We start from the raw sequence: 19,718 nt of genomic DNA on the forward strand, positions 1-19,718 counted from the left end.
GGCGCGGAGCGCGTGATGGTCGGAGCGACGAAGGAGAGCTCGCTGACCCTGGAACGGGGTCTGGCGCTCCTCCAGGCTGTCGCCGAGGCGGAGTCCGAGGCACCGTCGATCTCGGAGCTCGCCACGGCCATCGGCGCGTCCAGGGCCGCCGTGTACCGGCTCCTCGTGCCGTTGCAGGCCCGCGGCCTGGTGCGCAGGGAGGGGTCGAAGGTCCGGCTGGGCCTGGGCGTGCTGCGGCTCGCCTCCAACGTCCTGCCGCAGCTGCGGCAGGCGGCGAACCCCGCGCTCAGGGAGCTGGCGGAGAAGGTCGGCGCCACCGCGCACCTGACCGTCGCGGACGGCGGCGAGGCCCAGGCCGTCGCCGTCGTCGAGCCGTCGTGGACGTCGTTCCACGTGGCGTACCGGGTGGGGTCGCGGCACCCGGTGCAGCGCGGGGCGGCCGGCAAGGCCATCTCGCAGCTCGCCGAGGCGTGGGTGGCCTCCGCGGGCGAGCTGCAACCCAACGCGTTCGGTGTCGCGGCGGCTGTGCGCGGCGTTCCCGGCCTACGGGCGTCCGTGGGCGTCGTGGCGCTGGAACGGCTCGACGCGGACATCGTCGGCCCTCACGTCGTGCGCGCGGCCGAAGAAGTGGCGGCAGCGCTCAAATGACGGACGAACGGCTCAGGCGCTGGCGGTTGTTGCTGGGGCCGAGCGCCGAAGAGGTGTCCGAGCTGGGCGAGGACGACCAACGGCGCGACAGCGCGCTCACGGGCCTCTACGGCGGTGGCGGTGACAGGGGCGCCGGTCTGGGTGCCAGCTCGCCGCAGCTGCACAGGTGGCTCGGCGACGTCCGCAAGTACTTCCCCACGTCCGTCGTGCAGGTGATGCAGCGCGACGCGGTCGAGAAGCTCGGGCTCAAGCAGCTGCTGCTCGAACCGGAGCTGCTGGAGGCCGTCGAGCCGGACGTGAACCTGGTCAGCACCCTGTTGCAGCTCTCCCGCGCCATCCCGGCCCGCACCCGTGACACGGCGAAGGCCGTGGTGCGCAAGGTGGTCGAGGACATCGAACGACGGCTGACCGACCGGCTGGTCGAGGCCGTGCGCGGCGCCGTCGACCGCTCGAAGCGCACGCACCGCCCGCAGCTGCCGGACGTCGACTGGGCGACCACGATCAAGGCGAACCTGAAGAACTACCAGCCGCAGCACCGCACGGTCGTGGTCGAGGACCTCATCGGGCACCGCCGGCGCAACCGGACCGCGGCGATGCGGGACGTCGTGCTGCTCGTCGACCAGTCCGGCTCGATGGCGGACTCACTGGTGCACGCGGCCGTCCTCGGCTCCGCGCTCGCCTCGATCCGGTCGGTCTCGACGCGGCTCGTCGTGTTCGACACCGAGGTGGCGGACCTGACCGACCAGCTCAGCGACCCGGTGGACCTGCTGTTCAGCGCCCAGCTCGGCGGCGGCACGGACATCAACCGCGCGGTCGCGTACGCGCAGACGCTGGTCCGCAGGCCCACCGACACCGTCGTGGTGATCATCAGCGACCTGTACGAGGGCGGGTCGGAGTCCGAGCTGCTGCGGCGGGTCCGCGAACTGGTCGCGAGCGGCGTCACGGTCGTGAACCTGCTCGCGCTCAGCGACTCCGGCACGCCCGCCTACGACCACGAGCTGGCCGCGAAGCTGCACGCGCTGGGCGCGCCCGCGTTCGCCTGCACGCCCGACAAGTTCCCCGAGCTGCTGGCGGCGGCGCTGCGCAAGGACGACCTCACGCAGTGGGCGGAGGCGGAAGGCATCGCGACGGGCCGTTAGGCCGTCAGCGCTCGACGACCCGGCCGCGGGTGAGGAACGCGAGCCCGCGCGTCATGGCCACCACGTGCCCGCGCTCGTCCGGCCCGGCGATCCAGATCCGCCCGGTGTGCCGGACGAGCACGCGCGCCCGTTCCGGCAGCTCGGGCAGCCGCAGGTCGTTCTCCGAGTCGGCGACCCGCAGGTACGCCTGACGCCCGATCCGCTTGCCCGGCACGAACCGGACGCTCACCGGGCGCCACGGGAAGCGTTCGAGCAGGGCGACCGTGCGGCCGCGGGTGAAGAAGTGCCGCAGCCCCGGCACGGCCAGTTCGAGCACGATCGGCACCGACAGCACGGTGAGCCAGATCCACCCGATCCACAGCACGACGCCGAGCACGGCGAGGGCGAAGAGGATGTGACCGACCGCGCGCCGGTCCGCCCGCGCTAGGCAGGTGTCGCTCCACGCCGTGGTCACGTGCACGTCCACTGACATTTCCCGCTACTTGATCAACGAAACACTCGGGCGGAAATGAGTCGCGGAACTCCCCTGAACGTCACAACGGTGTTCCCCCGTGCGTCGGGCGGGACGAACCACACCCGGCGGTGCCGCGCGATCCTCCCGCGCAGCAGCGGACCGACCCTCAGGGACAGCAGCAGCGGCGGCTTCGTGAGCACCACGAGCCTGCCGCCCTCCCACCTCGCGTGCGCGAAGATCCACGGTTCCCCCTCCGGCAACCGCACAGGTCGCCGCCTCGTCACCCACCACAGCACCGCCGCGGCGAAGAACAGCAGGACCAGCGCCACCGGCGACGACCAGGACCACGCGAGCACCGCCACGAACTGGAGCAGGAAGGCCACACCGGCGAGCACCGTCCACACCAGGGCGCGCCTGCTCGCCCGGTCGACGCAGTGCCGGGTCCACCGATCGTCGAGCGCCGTCACCTCGGTGGACGGCTTGCTGGGCACGACCACCCGTTCAAGGTACAGGTGATCCTTCCCTTGGGGAGAGGCACTAAGTTAGGCTCGCCTAACCACAGGAGGTGGAGCGGTGACCGACATCCAGACCAGGCGTCCACCGGCGCCGCACGCGGCGGAGCGCGCCCGCACCATCGCCGCCCGCGGCGGTCAGGCCGCACTGCTCCCCCAGGCCGGCACCCGCACGAGCCCGCTGCTGCACCACGTGCACCCGTGCGGCACCACGCTCCTGCTGCTGCCCGAGGAGCACCCGCTGGTGGGGCAGCTCTGGCAGGCGCCGCGCACCGAGGTGACGGCGATGCTGGAGATCGCCGACCAGGCCCCGGTGGCGTTGCGCGAACCCGTCCGCGGCCTGCTGTGGCTCACCGGCTGGGTCACCGCGCTGCAGGACGAGGAGGCCCGCGAGGCGGTCCTCGCGGTCGCCGACGTGCGGCCGGACCACCGGCTGCTCGACGCCGGGCACGGGGCAGCCGTCCTGCGGCTCACGCCCGCGTCGCTGGTCATCGCCGACGCCGAGGGCACCTCGTCGATCAGGCCCGACCAGTTCACGAGCGCGCAGCCCGACCCGTTCTTCCGCGAGGAGGACCACTGGCTGCGGCACCTGGAGGCGTCACACCACGACGTGGTGGGCCAGCTCGCCCGCCACCTGCCGGAGGAGCTGCGCGGCGGGCACGTGCGCCCGCTCGGGCTCGACCGGTTCGGGCTGCGGCTGCGCGTCGAGGGCGAGACCGACGACCACGACGTGCGGATCGCGTTCTCCCGGCCCGTGAGCACCCCGCAGGAGCTCGCCGGGGAGCTCCGGCGGCTGATGGGCTGCCCTTTCCTCGCCCAGAGGTGAGCGAACGCTGCCGGTAGCGTCACGGGGGTGACCTTGATCCCCGCCGCGATCCCCGCGCACGAGAAGCGCGGTTACCAGCTCGAACTGCTGATCGTCTTCAGCATGACGCTGGGCCTGTCCGGCCTGCGCAGCCTCGTGCGGCTCGTCGACAGCCTGCTTCAGCCGGCCCCCCTCAACCAGCAGTCCGTCGCCATCAACGTCCCCCAGGCGCGCGCCGACCTGCTCGACCTGCTCGCCCAGCTGCTCGGCGTGCTGCAGCTCGCCGCGTGGGGCGGCATCGGCCTGTACCTGCTGTGGCGCACCGGGATCAAGCTCCGCGTCATCGGCCTCGACGGCACCCGCAAGCTCGCCGACTCCCTCGGCGCCCTGGGCCTGGCCGCGATCATCGGCATCCCCGGCCTCGCGTTCTACTTCGCCGCCTGGGCCCTCGGCCTGAACCTCGCCGTCCAGCCGTCGACCCTGGACAACCAGTGGTGGATGAGCGTCGCCCTGATCCTCGCCGCCGCCGGCAACGCGTGGGCCGAGGAGGTCCTCGTCGTCGGCTACCTGATCACCCGCCTCCAGCAGCTGGGCTGGCGCCAGTACACGGCCCTGTTCGCCGCCGCCGTGCTGCGCGGCTCGTACCACCTCTACCAGGGCTTCGGCGGGTTCATCGGCAACCTCGTCATGGGCCTGGTCTTCGGCTTCTACTGGCAACGCACCAAGCGCCTGTGGCCACTGGTCATCGCGCACACGATCCTCGACGTCGTGGCGTTCGTCGGCTACACAATGTTGCGAGGCAAACTGAGCTGGTTGCCTTAACAAATCCGTCCTCGCGCCCGCTTTCACACATCATTCGTTGCTAAATCACGGTCACGAACGGCGATTTGTGCTGTTCAGAGTTACGCTCGTCCGGTGACTGCGCACACGATCGCTGATACCGAAGCACTCCCGGACGCCGCACCCCGTGTGGACAGCGAGGTCGGCCCGTTGCGCACGGTGCTGCTGCACCGGCCGGGCAACGAGCTCAAAAGGCTCACCCCGCGCAACAACGACCAGCTGCTCTTCGACGGCGTCCCGTGGCTCGGCAGGGCCCAGGAGGAACACGACGCGTTCGCCGCGACCCTGACCGCCCGCGGCGTCGAGGTCCTGCTGCTGTCCGACGTCCTGGTGCAGGCTCTGGAGGACAACCGAGCCCGCATCGCAGGCATCCACAGCGCCGTCAACGAACGCCGCCTGGGCATCGACCTGGCCGACGCACTCCGCAGCCACCTCACCTCGCTCCCTGCCACCCAACTGGCACAGGTGCTGATGACCGGCATGACCTTCGAGGAGCTCCCGGCAGCCGAAGGCGCCTCCCTGGTCCGCAGGATGCACCTCCCGATCGACTTCGCGGTGGACCCGCTCCCGAACCTGCTCTTCACCCGCGACTCGTCCGTCTGGGTGGGCGACCGGGTGGCCATCACGTCCCTGGCCCTGCCCGCCCGAGACCGCGAGACGACCCTCACCGACCTGATCTACGCCTACCACCCGCGCTTCCGCCGCACCGGCCGCGCCTACGGCGCCCACTCGGCCCCGCTGGAAGGCGGCGACGTCCTCCTCCTGGCCCCTGGCGTGATCGCCATCGGCGTAGGCGAACGCACCACCCCCGCGGGCGCGGAGTCCTTCGCCCGCTCAGCCCTGGCCGACGGCCTGGCCCACACCGTCCTGGCAGTACCCATCGCCCAGGAACGCGCCACCATGCACCTCGACACGGTCTGCACGATGGTCGACCGGGACGCAGTGGTCATGTACCCGGCCATCAGGCACTCCCTGACCGCCTACCCCCTCCGGGCAGACGGCGAGGGAGGCGTCCGAGTGGACGGCCCGGTCTCCTTCCTCGACGCGGCCGCCGAAGCGATGGGCATCGAACGCCTCCGGGTGATCGACACCGGCCTCGACGTGATCACCGCCGAACGCGAACAGTGGGACGACGGCAACAACACCCTCGCAGTCGGCCCCGGCCTGGTCGTCGCCTACGAACGCAACGTGGAGACCAACGCCCGCCTGGAAGACGCGGGCGTCGAGGTGCTCCGCATCGCAGGCTCCGAACTGGGCTCCGGCCGCGGCGGCCCCCGCTGCATGTCCTGCCCGATCGACCGCGCACCCCTGGTGTAACCGCTCCGCCGCCAGGTGCGCCCCGGACCCGGTCGGTCCTGTCGCCCGCGACTCCGCCGACCGAGGCTCGCCCTGGCCCTGCCACGATTCCCACCCCGGTGAGGAATGCCTAACCTAGCTTTGGTTCGCCTTTCCAAACAAAGGTTAGCTTCCCCTTGAATGCATTCCCCACCACTTTCGGCTAACGTACTCCACATGGCCTCGAACGTGAAGAAGATCCTGTCCAAGAAGTCCAAGTTCCACGAACTGCTGCAGGCCCAGGTGGGCAACGAGTTCTCCGCCTCGCAGCAGTACATCGCACTCGCCGTGTGGTTCGACAACGAAGACCTGCCGCGCCTCGCGTCGCACTTCTACAAGCAGGCCCTCGAAGAGCGCAACCACGCGATGATGCTCGTCAAGTTCCTGATGGACAACGACGTTCCCGTCGCCATTCCGGGTACCGAGTCGCCGATCAACGAGTTCAAGGAGCCGCGTGACCTCGTCGCGCTGGCGTTGCGCCAGGAGCAGCAGGTCACGGACCAGATCGTGGCGCTCGCCAAGGCCGCTCGCGAGGACGGCGACTACATCGGCGAGCAGTTCATGCAGTGGTTCCTGAAGGAGCAGGTCGAGGAGGTCTCCTCGATGAAGACGCTGCTCACGATCATGGACCGCGCGGAAGGCAACATGTTCTACGTGGAGACGTTCCTGACGCGGGAGACCGTGGGCGACGAAGGTGGCGACTCCAGCGCTCCTCCCGCCGCGGGCGGCGCGCTCTGAAAGATTTCTTCGCACGACCGAGTGCCTGATCACAAGGCCCGCCTCCCTCACCGGGAAGCGGGCCTTTTCAGTTGTTGAGCCTTGCCGCCTGACGCGTCAGATATTCCCGCTCGGCGAGGTTCGACGCTTTCTTCGCCGCCTCGGCGTAGAGGCGGGCGGCCGTTCGCCGGTCGCCGTCGCGCTCGTGGAGGTAGGCGGCGACTGCCGAATAGCGGGGCAGTGTTTCGTCCAGTTCCGCCAACGCTTTCAGGCCCGCTCGCGGGCCGTCGGCCTCTCCCACGGCGACGGCCCGGTTGAGGCGCACCACAGGGCTGTCGGTGACGGCCAGCAGTTCGTCGTACCACTCGACGATCTGCACCCAGTCCGTCTCCTCGGCGGTGGGGGCGTCCGCGTGCAGCGCCGCGATGGCGGCCTGTGCCTGGAACTCGCCGAGCCGGTCCCGTGCGAGCGCCGCCTGCAACACCTCGACGCCTTCGGCGATCATCGCCGTGTCCCACTTCGCGCGGTCCTGCTCGGCCAGCGGGACGAGCTTGCCGTCGCCCGTCGTCCTGGACGCGCGCCGGGCGTGGTGCAGCAGCATCAGCGCGAGCAGCCCCGCCACCTCGGGGTGGTCGATCACGGCCACGAGCTGGCGGGTGAGCCGGATCGCCTCGGCGGCGAGGTCGACGTCGCCGGAGTAGCCCTCGTTGAACACGAGGTAGAGCACCCTCAGCACGGTGGCGACGTCGCCGGGCTGGTCGAACCGCACGGTGCTCACGGTCTTCTTGGCCCGGCTGATCCGCTGGGCCATCGTCGCCTCCGGCACCAGGTACGCCTGCGCGATCTGGCGGGTGGTCAGCCCGCCGACCGCGCGCAGCGTGAGCGCCACCGCGGACGACGGCGTCAGCGACGGGTGCGCGCACAGGAAGTAGAGCTGCAACGTGTCGTCGGTGTCCCGCGCCTGTCCCGGCTCCGGTTCGGCGTCGACGGCGTCCTCACGCCTGCGGCGCGCGGTGTCGGCCCTCGTGGCATCGAGGAACTTGCGCCACGCGGCGGTGACCAGCCAGCCCTTCGGGTCGCGCGGCGGGTCCCGCTGCCACACGCGGACGGCTTCGACCAGCGCGTCCTGCACGGCGTCCTCGGCCGCCGCGAAGTCGGCACCGCGGCGGACGAGAACGCCGATCACGCCCGGCGTGAGGCTCCTGAGCAGCGTCGCGTCGATCATTCGGTGATCGTCGGCGGGTGGCCGTAGAACGGGCGGAGCTCCAGCCACTCGTGGATCGGCTTCCCGTCCTTGCCCGGCGCCGCCGACAGCTCGGCCGCGAGCTCCAGCGCCCGCTCGTAGCTGTCGACGTCGATGATCATCCATCCGGCGATGAGGTCCTTGGTCTCCGCGAACGGGCCGTCGGTGACGGGCGGCCTGCCCTCACCGTCGTACCGGACCCACGTGCCCTCCGGGGCGAGCGCCCTCTCGTCGACGAACTCGCCGCTCTCCCTGAGCCGGTCCGCGAAGTCGCCCATGTACTTGACGTGGGCGGTGATCTCGTCCTGGGACCACTGGTCCATCGGCACGTCGTTCACCGCCGCCGGGGCTCCGCGGTAGTGCTTGAGCAGCAGGTACTTGGCCATTTCCGGTGTCCTCCCTCTGCCGGCGCCACCTGTCGTGGTCACCTTCCACCACCGGGACGGAGCCGGCACGGGCTTCTCGACACGGCCGACGGTTTTTCTCCGGTCACAGGTCCGCCATCACGCAGTCGGCCGTGTTGGCGCCGATCTTGATGTGGACGACGCGGCCCGAGTTGATGATGAAGTTGAAGTGGCTCGTCGCGTCCAGCGTCGCCGAGAGGCCGGCGCGGTACTCGCTGGCGTCGGGGTGGACCCGCTTCACGTCGTCGACCGTCGAGCCGACGCCGATACCGGTCGACGTGCTCACCCCGGCCGGGAGCGAGATCCTGACGACGCCGTACTGCTCGGAGACGGACACCCGCTCGTTGGCCCAGCAGACGCCGTCGTGCGTGACGAGGTCCGTTCCGGCCAGGCCGGTGGCCTTCGCCTCCTCCAGCGTCATGCCGAGCTTGAGCGCGCCGTAGCCGACACGGGTGTCGGTCTTCACCAGCGCCGGCTGCTTCGCCGGGTTGGTCACGGTCGCGGTCACGACCTCGGTGACGACCGAGGTGGACGGCGCCGGAGCGGGTTCGGTGGTGGTGGACGTGGTCGTCGTGGCCGGTGCGGCGGACGGCGTCGGCTCGGACGTGCAGGCAGCTGCCCCGGCCACGGCCAGTGCGGCGATGAGAGCGGCCTTGACGGCGTTCTTCATTTCGAGTTCCCCCCGGAATTCTTTCTGGTTTATTCGACGCAGTCCTGCTCGTTCAGCAAAATGCTCGCGCAGGTGACCACATCATCTTGGAGTTCGTGGTTGAAATGCGAGTTCGGTTTGCCGCTCGCGGCGGCGCGATACCTGCCGGGGAAGTGCTTCCCGACGAGGTTCGGGTGGGCGGCCCGGACGGCCCACAGGGTCGCGCCGATACCCTTTTCGCGGGTCGTCGGTGTTCTGCGGCGGTGTGCCGGTGCACCCCCGCGATGCCGAGCACGGCCATCGCAGCAATTGTGATCGACTTCTTCATCTCAACCCCGGTGCGTTTTCGAGACACCAGTAAGACGCCATCCGAACAGCGTGGTTGCCAGTTTCGCGATAACGGAGAAGTCACGGTCGCCGAACTCGAAAATGGTCCTGAAAAAGGAATGCCGAGGACCCCGCCGCACCCCCAGGAGCGGCGGGGTCCTCGACAAGATCAGTCGGTCAGGCGCCCGGGCAGTCGTTGTCCGCCAGGCGCATCCGCACGGACGTGACCGCGGTCCCGTCGTTCTCGAACACGTACACCCACGCCGGTGTCGCCGTCATCTGCACGACGAGCTCGGAGCCGTTCACCGCGGCGCTCGGATAAGCGTTCTTCAGGTCGGTGACCTTCGAGCCGGTGCCGATGTTCTTCGACGTCCTCGCGGTGTCCGGGAGCTTGATCCGGACAATCCCCTTGGCGGAGGAGATGAGGACGGTCGACGGGTCGGCGTTCGACACCGACGAGTACGGCTTGCACCCCGCCTCGGTGGGGGTGCCCGCGGTGCCGAGCGACCCGGTCTTGAGCGCGTCCTCCTCCGACATGCCGAGCGCCAGCCTGCCGAAGACGCCCGGCGCGCTCTCCTTGGTCGTGGAGGTGCTGGACGACTTGGTCGTGTTGGGCGCCGTGGTGCCGTTCTGCGCGGTGTTCGGCACGCCGCCCACCGGCGGGTCGACCGTCACCGTCACCGTCTGGGTGTAGGTGCTGACCGACGGAGGGGGCGGGGTCGTCGAGGCGGTCGACGAGGACGTCGGCAGCAGGTCGTCCGCCGAGTCGAGGGCCAGGGGACGCAGCTGGGTCAGCCCGATCCCGGCGCCGATCACGGCCACCACGGCGAACGTGCCGGTCGCGGCGGCGCGGCGGCGTCGGCGGCGCTGGGCCCCGCGGACCACGGAACTGGTGGCGTCCGGCGTGACGTGGACGTCCAGCCGGTCGTCGTTGAAGAGCTTGCGCAGCTCGTCGTCGATGTCGTCCACCGGTCAGTCCTTTCCCAGGCGTGTCCGCAGAGACGCCATCGCCTTGCTGCTCTGGCTCTTGACGGTCCCGCACGAGATGCCGAGCGCCTTCGCGATCTCGGCTTCGGAGAGGTTCTCGTAGTAGCGCAGCACGATGACCGCGCGTTGCCGCGGCGGGAGGTCGCGCAGCGCCTGCCAGAGAGGTTCGTTGTCGAGCCTGGACAGTTCGGGCGCCACGGCGCCGGTGTCGGGGAAGTCCGCCACGAGGTTCTCGCGGCGGCGGCGCCGCCAGACGCTGATGTGGGTGTTGGCCATCGCCCTGCGGACGTACGCGAGCGGGTCGTCCCCCTTGCGCAGCACGGACGCCCAGCGCGAGCCGACCTTCTCCAGCACCGACTGGACGAGGTCCGCCGCGTCGTGCGGGTTGCCCGTCAGGGCGTGCCCGTACCGCAGGAGTCCGGGCATGGAGATGCGCACGAACTCGGCGAAGTCCCCCACGGCTTCCGCTCTTCCCCCACCGCGTTCGGCGGTCAATCCCAGCTGCAGCACCGCCGTCACGGCACGCCCCCTCCCCGGAGCTCCTACCGGCTCCGAGGACTTCACGCCTGACAGCGCGTGACGGTTGCCTTACTCAATCACAAAACGGCAACGGCCGGAGGCAGGACGAACGAACCGTCCGGGAGGCAGGGGAAGTCGTGGATCTCGGTGACCGCCTCGACCGGGATCGGTCCGTAGACGTGCGGGAACCACAGCGGCGAGTCCGTCACGGCCTCCCACCGGACCGGCACGCCGAGCAGGGCGGTGTCGATGACGAGCAGCAGCAGTCCGCTCTGCCCGTGGAAGAACTTCCCGGCCGTCACGTGCACGACGCCCCGGTCGGAGCAGTGCACGAACTCCTCGCCCGGCGCCGGCGAGATCACGCCGGCCGACCGCGCGGAGGCCCACCCGGCCGTGGTGATGATGTGCAGCAGCACTTATCCACAGCTCCCTGTGGACAACCCTGTGGACAGAGTTGCCTCGACGGGAACGCGGGGGCCCCACGTTTCCTCCGGGGGAACGTGGGGCCCCCGCGTTCAGCGCAGCGTGATCTGGCGGCCGCGGAGGCCGTCGCGGGCCCGGCGCTCGGCGTCGGTCAGCGGCTCGTCGGAGGCCAGGGCCTCCAGCAGGCGCTTGCCCAGCGCCTCGGCCGGGTCGGCCCACTCGCGGGCGTGCATCTCGCGGTCGAGGTCCCACACCGGCACCAGCAGGCCGTGCGCGCGGAACGACCCGGCGTAGCGGGAGCCCTCACCCAGGTCCAGCTCACCGCGGGCGGCCAGGCGGGCCATCGCGGGCAGCAGCTTCTCCTCCGGCTCCGGGCGGACCCAGCGCAGGTGCGCCTTGTCGCCGGCGTCGACCCAGTACGCGGCCTTCACGCCGGGGGCGTCGACGCGCTCGGTCGGCAGGATCGCCGCGTTCGCGCGCTCCAGCGACAGCGCCACGTCGCCCGTGGGCTCGGTGCCCTCCGGCATCCACCAGATGAAGTCGGAGTGCAGCTCGGGCACGATCTCGGCCTCGGGGTCGAGCAGGTCCTGCAACCGGCCGGGGTTCTCGCCGTTGTCGGGGCCTACGACCGGGAGCACGTCACCGGTCTCCGCCCGCTGCGCCCACTGCAGCGCCCGCGCCAGGTCGCGGCTGATGTCGCCGGAGCGCGTCTGCACCTGCAGGCCGACGAACGGCACGCCGTCGCCGCGGATCAGACCGGCGGCGGCCATCGGCAGCACGGTGGCGAGCGTGACCTCGCGGCCGTCCTTGACCGGCAGCTTCGCGACCGCCGACGGCACGAACTCGCGCAGCGCGATCAGCTCGCACTCCGCGGCCAGGCCCTCGAACGGCCGGGACACGATCACGTCGGTGGCGCCGCCCGGCGCCCCGTGGCACGCCTTGTAGCGCTTGCCGGAGCCGCACGGGCAGGGCTGCTTCGGGTTGATCCCGTCCTTCGGTGCGTCCTTGACCGCGGTCCGCTTGGCCACCTCGGCCCCTCCTCGTGTCCGGTCTTGTCAGGTCGCCAAGTTAGCCGTCAGCAGGCGGCGGGTGTTCGCCGGGGCGTTCGTCGCGAGGAAGCGGACCCCCAGGTCACGGCACAGCGCGACGTCCTCGGGCCGGTCCACCGTCCACACGTACGTCTCGTGGCCCGCGCGCCTGGCCCGGTCGACGTAGCCGGGGTCCCTGCGCAGCAGGTGGACGCCGGGCCCGGTGTAGTCGGCGAACTCCGGCAGCGCGCCCGCGCGGTACCGCCCGAGCCGGTCGAGCAGCAGCACTGTGCGGACGTCGGGAACCAGCTCGCGGAACACCCGCACGGCCGTCGGGGAGAACGACATCATGACGATCTGGGCGTCGAGGGCGTGCCTCTTCAACGCCTCGGCGAGCTTGCGTTCGACCTCGTTGCGGTACCGGACCGGGTGCTTGGTCTCGACGAACAGCTGCACGTTCTTGCCCTTGACCAGGTCCAGCAGCTCGTCGAGCACGAGCAGCCCCGCTGCCTGGCCGTGGCGGTGCCAGCTGCCGTAGTCGAACTGCTTCAGCTGCTCCAGCGACAGCGTGCTCACCGTGCCGCGGCCGTTGGACGTGCGGGACAGCGTGCGGTCGTGCACGCACACGAGCTGCCCGTCGCGGGACAGCCGGACGTCGCACTCCAGCCCGTCCGCACTTTCACTCAGCGCGAGCTCGTAGGCACCGATGGTGTGCTCGGGACGGTCGGTGGACGCGCCACGGTGCGCGACGACGGAAGGTAGCTCCACACCCCGAACTTTAGTTCGCGCCTCGCACGCGGGGCCCTTTCGTACTGTCACGCAGTACGAAAGCGCCCCGCGTGCGTTCCGCAACAATTTGAGTCATCAATCAAATTCACGTGGACGAAACGCGGATCGCGACCTACCGTCCCGCCTTGTGACGTTCGACCAGCGCGACCCCGCCTTCATCGCCGACCCGTACCCCGTCTTCGCCACCCTCCGGGAGGCGGGCGAGGTGCACCGGCACGAGCAGCTTGGCGTCGCCGTCGCCGTGTCGCACGCCGCCTGCTCCGCCGTCCTGCGGCACCGGTCGCTCGGCCGGATCTGGTCGGACGTGAAGCCGGTCGAGCAGTTCGCGGCGTTCAACCTCCTGCACCGCAACTCGCTGCTGGAGAACGAGCCGCCCACGCACACCCGCCTGCGCCGCCTGGTCGCCGCCGCGTTCGGCCGCGGCCACGTCGAACGGCTGCGCCCGTGGGTCGCCGACCTGGCCGACCGCCTCGTCGACGAACTGGTCGCCGAGATCCGGGACACCGGGCAGTCCGACCTGCTCGCCCACGTCGCGGGCCCGCTGCCGGTCCAGGTGATCGCCGAGCTGCTCGGTGTCCCCGGCGAGGACCGCCACCTGCTGCAACCGTGGTCGAACGCCATCGTGAAGATGTACGAGTACGGCCTCCCCGAGGAGCAGCGGGACGCGGCCGAACGTGCCGCCACCGAGTTCGTCGCCTACCTGCGCGACCTGATCGCGCTGCGCCGCACCACCCCCGGCGCGGACCTCGTGTCCGACCTCGTCGCCGTGACGGACACCGACGGCGCCAAGCTCACCGAGGACGAACTGGTCGCCACGGCCGTCCTCCTGCTGATGGCGGGCCACGAAGCCACGGTCAACGTGATCGGCAACGGCGTCTACGCCCTCATGAAGCACCGTTCGCAGTGGGAGCGTCTCTCCCCCGAGCTGATGCCCACGGCCGTCGAGGAGCTCATCCGCTTCGACTCGCCGTTGCAGCTCTTCGAACGCACCGCCACCGAACGAGTGGAGATCGCGGGCCACGTCGTCGAGCCCGGCGAGAAGATCGCCGCCCTGCTCGGCGCCGCCGCCCGCGACCCGCTGGTCTTCGAGAACCCGGACGTCCTGGACGTGGGCAGGGAGAAGAACCAGCACCTCGGCTTCGGCATGGGCATCCACTACTGCCTGGGCGCGCCGCTGGCCCGCATCGAGGTGGAGGCGGCCCTGTCCGCCCTGCACCGCAAGCTCCCCGGCGCCGTGCTGGCGGAGGAGCCGCAGCGGCGGGCGGAGTTCGTGATCCGCGGCCTGCACTCCCTGCCGCTCGCCGACGGCTAACGCGCCGGATACCGCTGAGGCAGCTTGAGCCCGCGCTCCCGCATGACCTCGCGAAGCCGGTCCGGGTAGTCGGTGATGAGCCCGTCCACGCCGTCGTCGATGAGCTTGTGCATGGTCGCCGGGTCGTTGACGGTCCACGGGACCACCTTCAGCCCGTGCCGATGCGCGTCCCGGACGAGCTCCTTCGTCGTGAACGGCACGTAGCCCGGATCGCCGACCACACCGTCCTGCGGGTTGCCGTGCACCGGCGACAACGCCTTGGCGCCGAACGACTTCACCGCTGTCGCCACGCTGCCACCGAAGTCGGCGAGGTCGAGCCCACCGGTCCACGGCGAGCCGGGCCGCAGCATCTCCGGCTGCGTCAACGCCACCAGCGGAATGCGCGGTTCCAGTTGTCCGACACGCATCAACGTGCCCCAGTCGAACGACTGGATCGTCACGTTGCGCAGGAACCCGGACCGCCGGATCTCCCCCACTGCCCGCTGCACGAACTGCTCACGCGGCGCGGTCTCGTGCGGCGCGGCGGCCTCGACCTTCGTCTCGACGTTGAACCGGACCTCGTCGGCCTTCCGCGCACGGACCAGGGCGAACAGCTCCGCCAGCGTCGGCATCCGCGCGCCTGGCGACAGCTCCTGGTCCGGGTACCGCGACCACCGCGTGCTGCCGCAGTCGAGCGTCCTGACCTGCGCGAACGTCAGGTCCTTCACGTACTTCCCCGCGTACGGGAAAGCCGGGTCGCCGGGGAACGCGGGCGCCGTGTCGAGGCACTTCTCGGGGTTCGTCTTCCGGTCGTGCGTGATGACCTCGCGCCCGTCCCTGGTGATCTGGAGGTCCAGCTCCAGCGTCGTGACACCGAGGTCGAGAGCCTTGCCGAACGCCTTGAGCGTGCTCTCGACCGTCAGGCCGATGCCGCCGCGGTGCGCCTGGAGGTCGAACGTCCTGTGCGCGTGGGCCGCGCCCGGTGTGACCAGCGCGATCACCAGTGCCCCGATGAGTGTCCACATGTCACCCAACCTGGCACCCGCCCGTCAGGGCCGGAAGGACCTCAGGAAGAACTCCCACTGAACGGCGGCGAACAGGAGGGTGCCGGCTTCGGGGTTCTTGGAGTCACGCACACCTACGGCCCCACCTGCGAACGCCACCTCGACGCAGCTGCCGTTGTTCCCACCACCGCTTCGGCTGCTCTTCCGCCACTCCACCCCGGAGAAGTCCACAGTGGACACCACTTTCACTCGACGAGGATCCGCTCGATCAGCGCGACCGACTCCTCGGGGCTGAGGGCTTCCGCCGCCAGTCGGTCGAAAGCCAGGTTAGCCGCACGAACCTGTTCCGGGTCCTCGATGTGGAGGGAGCCACCGGTGACGTGTTCCAGGTAGAAGACCTCCGGGTCATCGGGGTCGGGGAAGCCCAGAACGACGAACGTGCCCATCATGCCGACGTGCAGCGCCGAGGTGATGACCTGGAGCGTCACTGTGGGGAGGGCGGCCATCTCGACGAGGTGGCGAAGCTGGTCGCGCATGATCTCCGGGTTGCCGACCAGCCGCCACAACGCGTACTCGTCGATGACCACGTGGAGGGAAAGCGGGTCGACCTGGCTGGTCAACCGCTCTTGCCGGATCTGCCGGACCCGGACCTGGTTCTCGATGTTGTCGACGAGCCCGTGCGTGGCGAACACCGCGCGCATGTAGTCGGTGGTCTGGAGCAGCCCGGGGATCAGCGCCAGCGCGAACTCGCGGACGGACGCGGCCTCGGTTTCCACGTCCAGGTATCCCTGGTCCTTGATCCCGTAAGGGGTCCACCACCCGCGCTTGGCGGCCTCGCGGATCTCGTCCAGCAGCGCCGGGTCATAGGCGTCGTAGACGTCCATGACCGAGCAGCCGAAGTGCACGTCGACGCGGGTCTCCCCCGCCTCGATGCGGTAGAGGGCCTGGACGTCCTTGTCGAGCGCCTTGGCCGCCTCCTGGATGCTCATCCGGGCGCGCAGGCGCAGTTTCCGCAGCTTCTTGGCCAGTTTGCGGCGACGGAAGGGCGGGTGGCGCTTGCGCATGCGTCGATGATCACGGTGGAAATCCTCGAAGTGAGAATTTCGCGAAAGATCACTCCAACGAGCTACCGCGCCGACCCCTACCGGGGCGAGCCGGACGAGCGGACGGCGCGCAGCGGCGGCTCCGGGGCGTCCTTGACCTCGACTACGCGCATCAGCCGGACCGAGGCGGCGTCCACAGGCAGCAGCAGGGTGGTGATGCGGCGGACGACCAGGGCCGTGACGATCGCCAGTGCGGCGAGGACGAAGTCGCTGAACGCGTGCAGCAGGATGCCGTCGGCGAGTGCCTGGGTGCTGTCGCGGAACGACCAGAGGACCTGGACGACGAACAGCACCGCCGAGGCCGCCCACAGGCCCCACCACCAGCGCAGGAGCTTCGACGGGGTGGGGCGTTCGGTGGCCGGGCGGCGGGCTACGGCGTGTTCCAGCTCGGCCAGGACCGAGCCGGGGACGACGAGGTTGACGCCGGGGACGAACAGGCCGATGAGGGCGTCGCGGTCCGAGCGGGACGGGCCGTAGCCGACGATGGGGGCGGCGACGTTCCTCGCCCTGTGCACCCACAGGAGCACGAGGACCAGCGAGAGCACGCAGCCGGTGATGGTGATCGCCGAGGCGGACACGACGAACGCGTCGGAGGTGTTGACCACGCCTGCCGAGAGGGCGCCGAAGCGGCTCATCGCGACGAGCACGTAGCGCCAGACCTCGGACAGCGCGGCCCAGACGGCCACGATGCCGAGCAGCCAGAGGGCGTTCTGCGCGGTCTTGCCGAGGCGGCGGACGCCGTCGACCGAGTCGGCCTGCTCGACGGTGCCGGGGACGGCGGTCGGCCAGCGCCAGGCGAGCAGCGGGAAGCCCCAGCGGGGCGGGACCGGGTAGTTCGGGGGGCCGCCGTAGCGCAGCCGCTGCGACCGGGGCGACGGCTGCGGGTACGCACCGGGTGGCGGGGTCGCCACCCAGTCCACGCGCATCGGCTGCAGCGGCTGCACGGTCAGATGACCTCGGGCTCGCGGCCGTCGGTGCCGCCTTCGAGCGGGCGGCCGGCGGCGTCCCAGTGCTGCATGCCGCCCTCGACGTTGACGGCCTCCCAGCCGTTCGCGTTGAGGTACTGGGTCACGCGGGCGGAACGGCCGCCCGCGCGGCACACGACGTAGAGCTGCACGTCGTTCGGCACCTCGCCGAGGCGTGCGCTGATCTCGCTCATCGGGATGTGCAGAGCGCCGGGGGCATGGCCCGCGTCCCACTCGTCCTGCTCGCGCACGTCCAGCAGGACGGCGTCCTGCGGCAGCTCGGCGGGCACGTCGGCGATCTCCACGCTGGGAACAGTCACCCCCAGATGGTGCCATGCCGGAGGTTGCACCTGCGTGAACCTCCGGCACGACACCCTCAGGCCACCCCTGCGGAACGAGAACTCCTCGTCCCGTCGCAATCCCGGTCCCCAAGCTCTGCCGCGTTCACGTTCCTTACGCGGCCGGCGCGCACCGGGTTGCACGAACGAAGAACGGGCCGCCCCGAGGGACGGCCCGTTCTCCTGACAAGCGGTTCGTTAGTGGACGGTGGCCTTCTCGGCGCCCGCACCGGTGAGGGAGCGGACCTCCATCTCGGCCTGCTTGACGGCGTCGGCCTTGTCCTTCGAGAGGATCGTGCCGAGGTAGCCGAGCAGGAACGCGACGGGGATCGAGACGATGCCCGGGTTCGACAGCGGGAACAGCGCGAAGTCGGCGTTCTTGAACATCGACGTCGGCGAGCCGGAGACGGCGGGCGACAGGATGATCAGGGTGATCGTCACGATCAGACCGCCGTAGATGCTCCACAGGGCGCCCGCGGTGTTGAACCTCTTCCAGAACAGCGAGTAGAGGATCGTCGGCAGGTTGGCCGAGGCGGCGACCGCGAAGGCCAGCGCCACGAGGAACGCGATGTTCTGGCCGTTGGCGATGATGCCACCGCCGATGGACACGAGGCCGATGACGATCGCCGTGATGCGGGCGACCTTGACCTCGGAGTCCTTGTCCTCCTCCTGGCCCTTCTTGATGATGTTGGCGTAGATGTCGTGGGCGAACGACGCCGACGCCGTGATCGTCAGTCCGGCGACCACCGCGAGGATCGTCGCGAAGGCGACCGCCGCGATCAGGCCGAGCAGGATCGGGCCACCCAGTTCCAGCGCGAGCAGCGGGGCGGCCGAGTTGGCCTTGCCGGGTGCCGCGTTGATCGCGTCCGGACCGACGAGCGCACCGGCGCCGTAGCCCAGGACCAGGGTGAACAGGTAGAAGATGCCGATCAGCCAGATGGCCCAGACGACCGAGCGGCGGGCTTCCTTCGCCGTGGGCACGGTGTAGAAGCGCATCAGGATGTGCGGCAGACCCGCGGTGCCGAGCACGAGGGCGAGCGCCAGCGAGAGGAAGTCGAGCTTGCTGGTGCCGGTCTTGCCGTACTGCAGGCCGGGGCCGAGCAGCTTCTCGCCCGCCTTCGGGGCGGCGTCGACGGCCGCGCCCAGCAGGGACGAGAGGTTGAAGCCGTACTTGCCGAGCACCCAGAAGGTCATGATGGCGGCACCGGCGATCAGCAGGACCGCCTTGATGATCTGCACCCAGGTGGTGCCCTTCATGCCGCCGATGAGGACGTAGGCGATCATCAGGGCGCCGACGACGGCGATGACCAGCGCCTGGCCACCGGTGCCGGTGATGCCGAGCAGCAGTGCGACGAGACCGCCGGCACCGGCCATCTGGGCCAGCAGGTAGAAGAAGGACACGGCCATCGTGGACGTGGCCGCCGCCGCGCGGACCGGACGCTGGCGCATCCGGAAGCTCAGGACGTCGCCCATCGTGTACTTGCCGGTGTTGCGCAGCAGCTCGGCGACGAGCAGGAGCGCGACGAGCCACGCGACCAGGAAGCCGATCGAGTAGAGGAAGCCGTCGTAGCCGTTGAGGGCGATGGCGCCCGCGATGCCGAGGAACGACGCGGCCGACAGGTAGTCACCGGCGATCGCGATGCCGTTCTGCGGACCGGTGAAGGCACGACCGGCGGCGAGGTAGTCGGCGGCGGTCTTGGTGTTGCGGCTCGCCCTGATGACCACGAACAGCGTGATCAGGACGAAGACACCGAAGATGCTGATGTTGAGGATCGGGCTGGACTCGTTCACTTGCCGTCTCCCTCGATCTCACCGCGAAGCTTCTCCGCCAACGGGTCGAGGTTCTTGTTGGCGTGCCGCACGTAGAGGGTCGTGATGACGAACGTCGACACGAACTGCAGCAGGCCGAAGATGAGCCCGACGTTGATGTTGCCGACGACCTTGGTGGACATGAAGTCGTGCGCGTAGTCCGCGAGCAGCACGTAGAGCAGGTACCACGCCAGGAACAGGCCCGACACGGGGAAGACGAACTTGGTCAGTCGCCGCTTCAGTTCGGCGAAGTCATCGCTGGCTTGGACATCGACCCACTTCTGTGCGTCCGGGGCCGACCCAGACGGGGTGTGATCAACGCTGCTCACGATCCCCTCCTCGCGGTACTCGTCGTAGGTGTCAGCAACGTGACGTGCACGTAATGCCTC

24 protein-coding genes are annotated in these 19,718 nt (G+C 70.1%); 7 read left to right on the top strand and 17 right to left on the bottom strand.

What is annotated here, in order from left to right; genetic code table 11:
• Positions 1-15 precede the first annotated feature (15 nt).
• Together BLT23_RS37080 and BLT23_RS37085 are read left to right on the top strand one after the other, a co-directional pair.
• On the top strand, positions 16-648 hold the full coding sequence (locus BLT23_RS37080; protein WP_090059514.1) for an IclR family transcriptional regulator: 633 nt from the start codon (positions 16-18) through the stop codon (positions 646-648).
• The gene (locus BLT23_RS37085; protein WP_090059518.1) at positions 645-1,787 is read left to right on the top strand and encodes a VWA domain-containing protein; all 1,143 of its coding nucleotides are present in this window, start codon (positions 645-647) and stop codon (positions 1,785-1,787) included. Before BLT23_RS37080 ends, BLT23_RS37085 begins: the two co-directional genes overlap by 4 nt.
• Positions 1,788-1,791: 4 nt before the next feature.
• On the opposite strand, the gene BLT23_RS37090 is transcribed toward BLT23_RS37085, so the two are convergent.
• Both BLT23_RS37090 and BLT23_RS37095 read right to left on the bottom strand, forming a co-directional pair.
• Positions 1,792-2,259 (bottom strand): hypothetical protein, encoded by a 468-nt coding sequence (locus BLT23_RS37090; protein ID WP_143036175.1) that lies wholly within the window; start codon positions 2,257-2,259, stop codon positions 1,792-1,794.
• A gap of 14 nt (positions 2,260-2,273) precedes the next feature.
• Complete coding sequence (locus BLT23_RS37095) at positions 2,274-2,738, bottom strand: hypothetical protein (protein ID WP_090059522.1); 465 nt, start codon at positions 2,736-2,738, stop codon at positions 2,274-2,276.
• A gap of 76 nt (positions 2,739-2,814) precedes the next feature.
• Here BLT23_RS37095 and BLT23_RS37100 point away from each other — a divergent pair, with 76 nt between their 5' ends.
• The 4 genes from BLT23_RS37100 (at position 2,815) to BLT23_RS37115 (ending at position 6,471) form a co-directional block, all read left to right on the top strand.
• Positions 2,815-3,579: a DUF2470 domain-containing protein gene (locus BLT23_RS37100; RefSeq protein ID WP_090059524.1), complete on the top strand. Its 765-nt coding sequence runs from the start codon at positions 2,815-2,817 to the stop codon at positions 3,577-3,579.
• Positions 3,580-3,681: 102 nt separating this feature from the next.
• On the top strand, positions 3,682-4,380 hold the full coding sequence (locus tag BLT23_RS37105) for a CPBP family intramembrane glutamic endopeptidase (RefSeq protein ID WP_090059596.1): 699 nt from the start codon (positions 3,682-3,684) through the stop codon (positions 4,378-4,380).
• A gap of 93 nt (positions 4,381-4,473) precedes the next feature.
• The gene (locus BLT23_RS37110; protein WP_245744561.1) at positions 4,474-5,715 is read left to right on the top strand and encodes an arginine deiminase; all 1,242 of its coding nucleotides are present in this window, start codon (positions 4,474-4,476) and stop codon (positions 5,713-5,715) included.
• A 195-nt stretch (positions 5,716-5,910) separates the two neighbouring features.
• Positions 5,911-6,471, top strand: a complete 561-nt coding sequence (locus BLT23_RS37115; RefSeq protein WP_090059530.1) for a ferritin — start codon at positions 5,911-5,913, stop codon at positions 6,469-6,471.
• 67 nt (positions 6,472-6,538) lie between these two features.
• Here BLT23_RS37115 and BLT23_RS37120 read toward each other — a convergent pair whose 3' ends face one another.
• The 8 genes from BLT23_RS37120 to BLT23_RS37155 all read right to left on the bottom strand — a co-directional run bounded on the left by BLT23_RS37120 (position 6,539) and on the right by BLT23_RS37155 (position 12,798).
• The gene (locus BLT23_RS37120) at positions 6,539-7,672 is read right to left on the bottom strand and encodes an RNA polymerase sigma factor (RefSeq protein WP_090059598.1); all 1,134 of its coding nucleotides are present in this window, start codon (positions 7,670-7,672) and stop codon (positions 6,539-6,541) included.
• Complete coding sequence (locus tag BLT23_RS37125; protein WP_090059532.1) at positions 7,672-8,079, bottom strand: YciI family protein; 408 nt, start codon at positions 8,077-8,079, stop codon at positions 7,672-7,674. The genes BLT23_RS37120 and BLT23_RS37125 overlap by 1 nt, the downstream gene beginning before the upstream one ends.
• A 103-nt stretch (positions 8,080-8,182) precedes the next feature.
• Entirely contained in the window at positions 8,183-8,767 is a 585-nt protein-coding gene (locus BLT23_RS37130; RefSeq protein WP_090059535.1) for a hypothetical protein, read from the bottom strand.
• Positions 8,768-9,250: 483 nt separating this feature from the next.
• Positions 9,251-10,042, bottom strand: coding sequence for a hypothetical protein (locus BLT23_RS37135; RefSeq protein WP_090059537.1), 792 nt, complete (start codon positions 10,040-10,042; stop codon positions 9,251-9,253).
• 3 nt (positions 10,043-10,045) lie between these two features.
• The gene (locus BLT23_RS37140) at positions 10,046-10,570 is read right to left on the bottom strand and encodes a SigE family RNA polymerase sigma factor (protein ID WP_281248953.1); all 525 of its coding nucleotides are present in this window, start codon (positions 10,568-10,570) and stop codon (positions 10,046-10,048) included.
• Between the two features lie 86 nt (positions 10,571-10,656).
• Positions 10,657-10,995: a DUF952 domain-containing protein gene (locus BLT23_RS37145; RefSeq protein WP_090059540.1), complete on the bottom strand. Its 339-nt coding sequence runs from the start codon at positions 10,993-10,995 to the stop codon at positions 10,657-10,659.
• A 99-nt stretch (positions 10,996-11,094) separates the two neighbouring features.
• The gene (locus BLT23_RS37150; protein ID WP_090059543.1) at positions 11,095-12,030 is read right to left on the bottom strand and encodes a DUF5926 family protein; all 936 of its coding nucleotides are present in this window, start codon (positions 12,028-12,030) and stop codon (positions 11,095-11,097) included.
• A gap of 27 nt (positions 12,031-12,057) precedes the next feature.
• Positions 12,058-12,798, bottom strand: a complete 741-nt coding sequence (locus BLT23_RS37155) for a glycerophosphodiester phosphodiesterase (RefSeq protein WP_090059546.1) — start codon at positions 12,796-12,798, stop codon at positions 12,058-12,060.
• Between the two features lie 148 nt (positions 12,799-12,946).
• Between BLT23_RS37155 and BLT23_RS37160 the strand changes: the two genes are divergently transcribed.
• On the top strand, positions 12,947-14,131 hold the full coding sequence (locus tag BLT23_RS37160; RefSeq protein ID WP_090059549.1) for a cytochrome P450: 1,185 nt from the start codon (positions 12,947-12,949) through the stop codon (positions 14,129-14,131).
• Here the strand turns inward: BLT23_RS37160 and BLT23_RS37165 are convergent.
• The 7 genes from BLT23_RS37165 to BLT23_RS37195 form a co-directional block, all read right to left on the bottom strand.
• Positions 14,128-15,135 carry a glycerophosphodiester phosphodiesterase gene (locus BLT23_RS37165; protein ID WP_090059551.1) on the bottom strand — a complete coding sequence of 336 codons (1,008 nt, stop codon included), beginning with the start codon at positions 15,133-15,135 and terminating at the stop codon, positions 14,128-14,130. The two genes, BLT23_RS37160 and BLT23_RS37165, sit on opposite strands and share 4 nt — an antisense overlap.
• A gap of 24 nt (positions 15,136-15,159) precedes the next feature.
• Positions 15,160-15,363: a DUF397 domain-containing protein gene (locus BLT23_RS37170; RefSeq protein WP_425434450.1), complete on the bottom strand. Its 204-nt coding sequence runs from the start codon at positions 15,361-15,363 to the stop codon at positions 15,160-15,162.
• Complete coding sequence (locus BLT23_RS37175) at positions 15,360-16,178, bottom strand: helix-turn-helix domain-containing protein (protein WP_090059554.1); 819 nt, start codon at positions 16,176-16,178, stop codon at positions 15,360-15,362. Before BLT23_RS37175 ends, BLT23_RS37170 begins: the two co-directional genes overlap by 4 nt.
• A gap of 77 nt (positions 16,179-16,255) precedes the next feature.
• On the bottom strand, positions 16,256-17,161 hold the full coding sequence (locus BLT23_RS37180) for a DUF4328 domain-containing protein (protein WP_245744562.1): 906 nt from the start codon (positions 17,159-17,161) through the stop codon (positions 16,256-16,258).
• Positions 17,162-17,163: 2 nt separating this feature from the next.
• Positions 17,164-17,502, bottom strand: coding sequence for a rhodanese-like domain-containing protein (locus BLT23_RS37185; RefSeq protein ID WP_425434451.1), 339 nt, complete (start codon positions 17,500-17,502; stop codon positions 17,164-17,166).
• A 216-nt stretch (positions 17,503-17,718) separates the two neighbouring features.
• Positions 17,719-19,311 carry a solute symporter family protein gene (locus BLT23_RS37190; RefSeq protein ID WP_090059556.1) on the bottom strand — a complete coding sequence of 531 codons (1,593 nt, stop codon included), beginning with the start codon at positions 19,309-19,311 and terminating at the stop codon, positions 17,719-17,721.
• Positions 19,308-19,658, bottom strand: a complete 351-nt coding sequence (locus BLT23_RS37195; RefSeq protein ID WP_090059558.1) for a DUF485 domain-containing protein — start codon at positions 19,656-19,658, stop codon at positions 19,308-19,310. The genes BLT23_RS37190 and BLT23_RS37195 overlap by 4 nt, the downstream gene beginning before the upstream one ends.
• Positions 19,659-19,718 lie beyond the last annotated feature (60 nt).

This window comes from Lentzea fradiae, assembly GCF_900100955.1.
Classification (GTDB): domain Bacteria; phylum Actinomycetota; class Actinomycetes; order Mycobacteriales; family Pseudonocardiaceae; genus Lentzea; species Lentzea fradiae.

Bases quoted from the DNA above. Each gene is read 5' to 3' on its own strand.
- BLT23_RS37175 (WP_090059554.1), bottom strand. From the start codon at position 16,178: ATGCGCAAGCGCCACCCGCCCTTCCGTCGCCGCAAACTGGCCAAGAAG.
- BLT23_RS37165 (WP_090059551.1), bottom strand. From the start codon at position 15,135: ATGTGGACACTCATCGGGGCACTGGTGATCGCGCTGGTCACACCGGGC.
- BLT23_RS37130 (WP_090059535.1), bottom strand. From the start codon at position 8,767: ATGAAGAACGCCGTCAAGGCCGCTCTCATCGCCGCACTGGCCGTGGCC.
- BLT23_RS37085 (WP_090059518.1), top strand. From the start codon at position 645: ATGACGGACGAACGGCTCAGGCGCTGGCGGTTGTTGCTGGGGCCGAGC.
- BLT23_RS37090 (WP_143036175.1), bottom strand. From the start codon at position 2,259: ATGTCAGTGGACGTGCACGTGACCACGGCGTGGAGCGACACCTGCCTA.
- BLT23_RS37125 (WP_090059532.1), bottom strand. From the start codon at position 8,079: ATGGCCAAGTACCTGCTGCTCAAGCACTACCGCGGAGCCCCGGCGGCG.
- BLT23_RS37115 (WP_090059530.1), top strand. From the start codon at position 5,911: ATGGCCTCGAACGTGAAGAAGATCCTGTCCAAGAAGTCCAAGTTCCAC.
- BLT23_RS37105 (WP_090059596.1), top strand. From the start codon at position 3,682: ATGACGCTGGGCCTGTCCGGCCTGCGCAGCCTCGTGCGGCTCGTCGAC.
- BLT23_RS37080 (WP_090059514.1), top strand. From the start codon at position 16: ATGGTCGGAGCGACGAAGGAGAGCTCGCTGACCCTGGAACGGGGTCTG.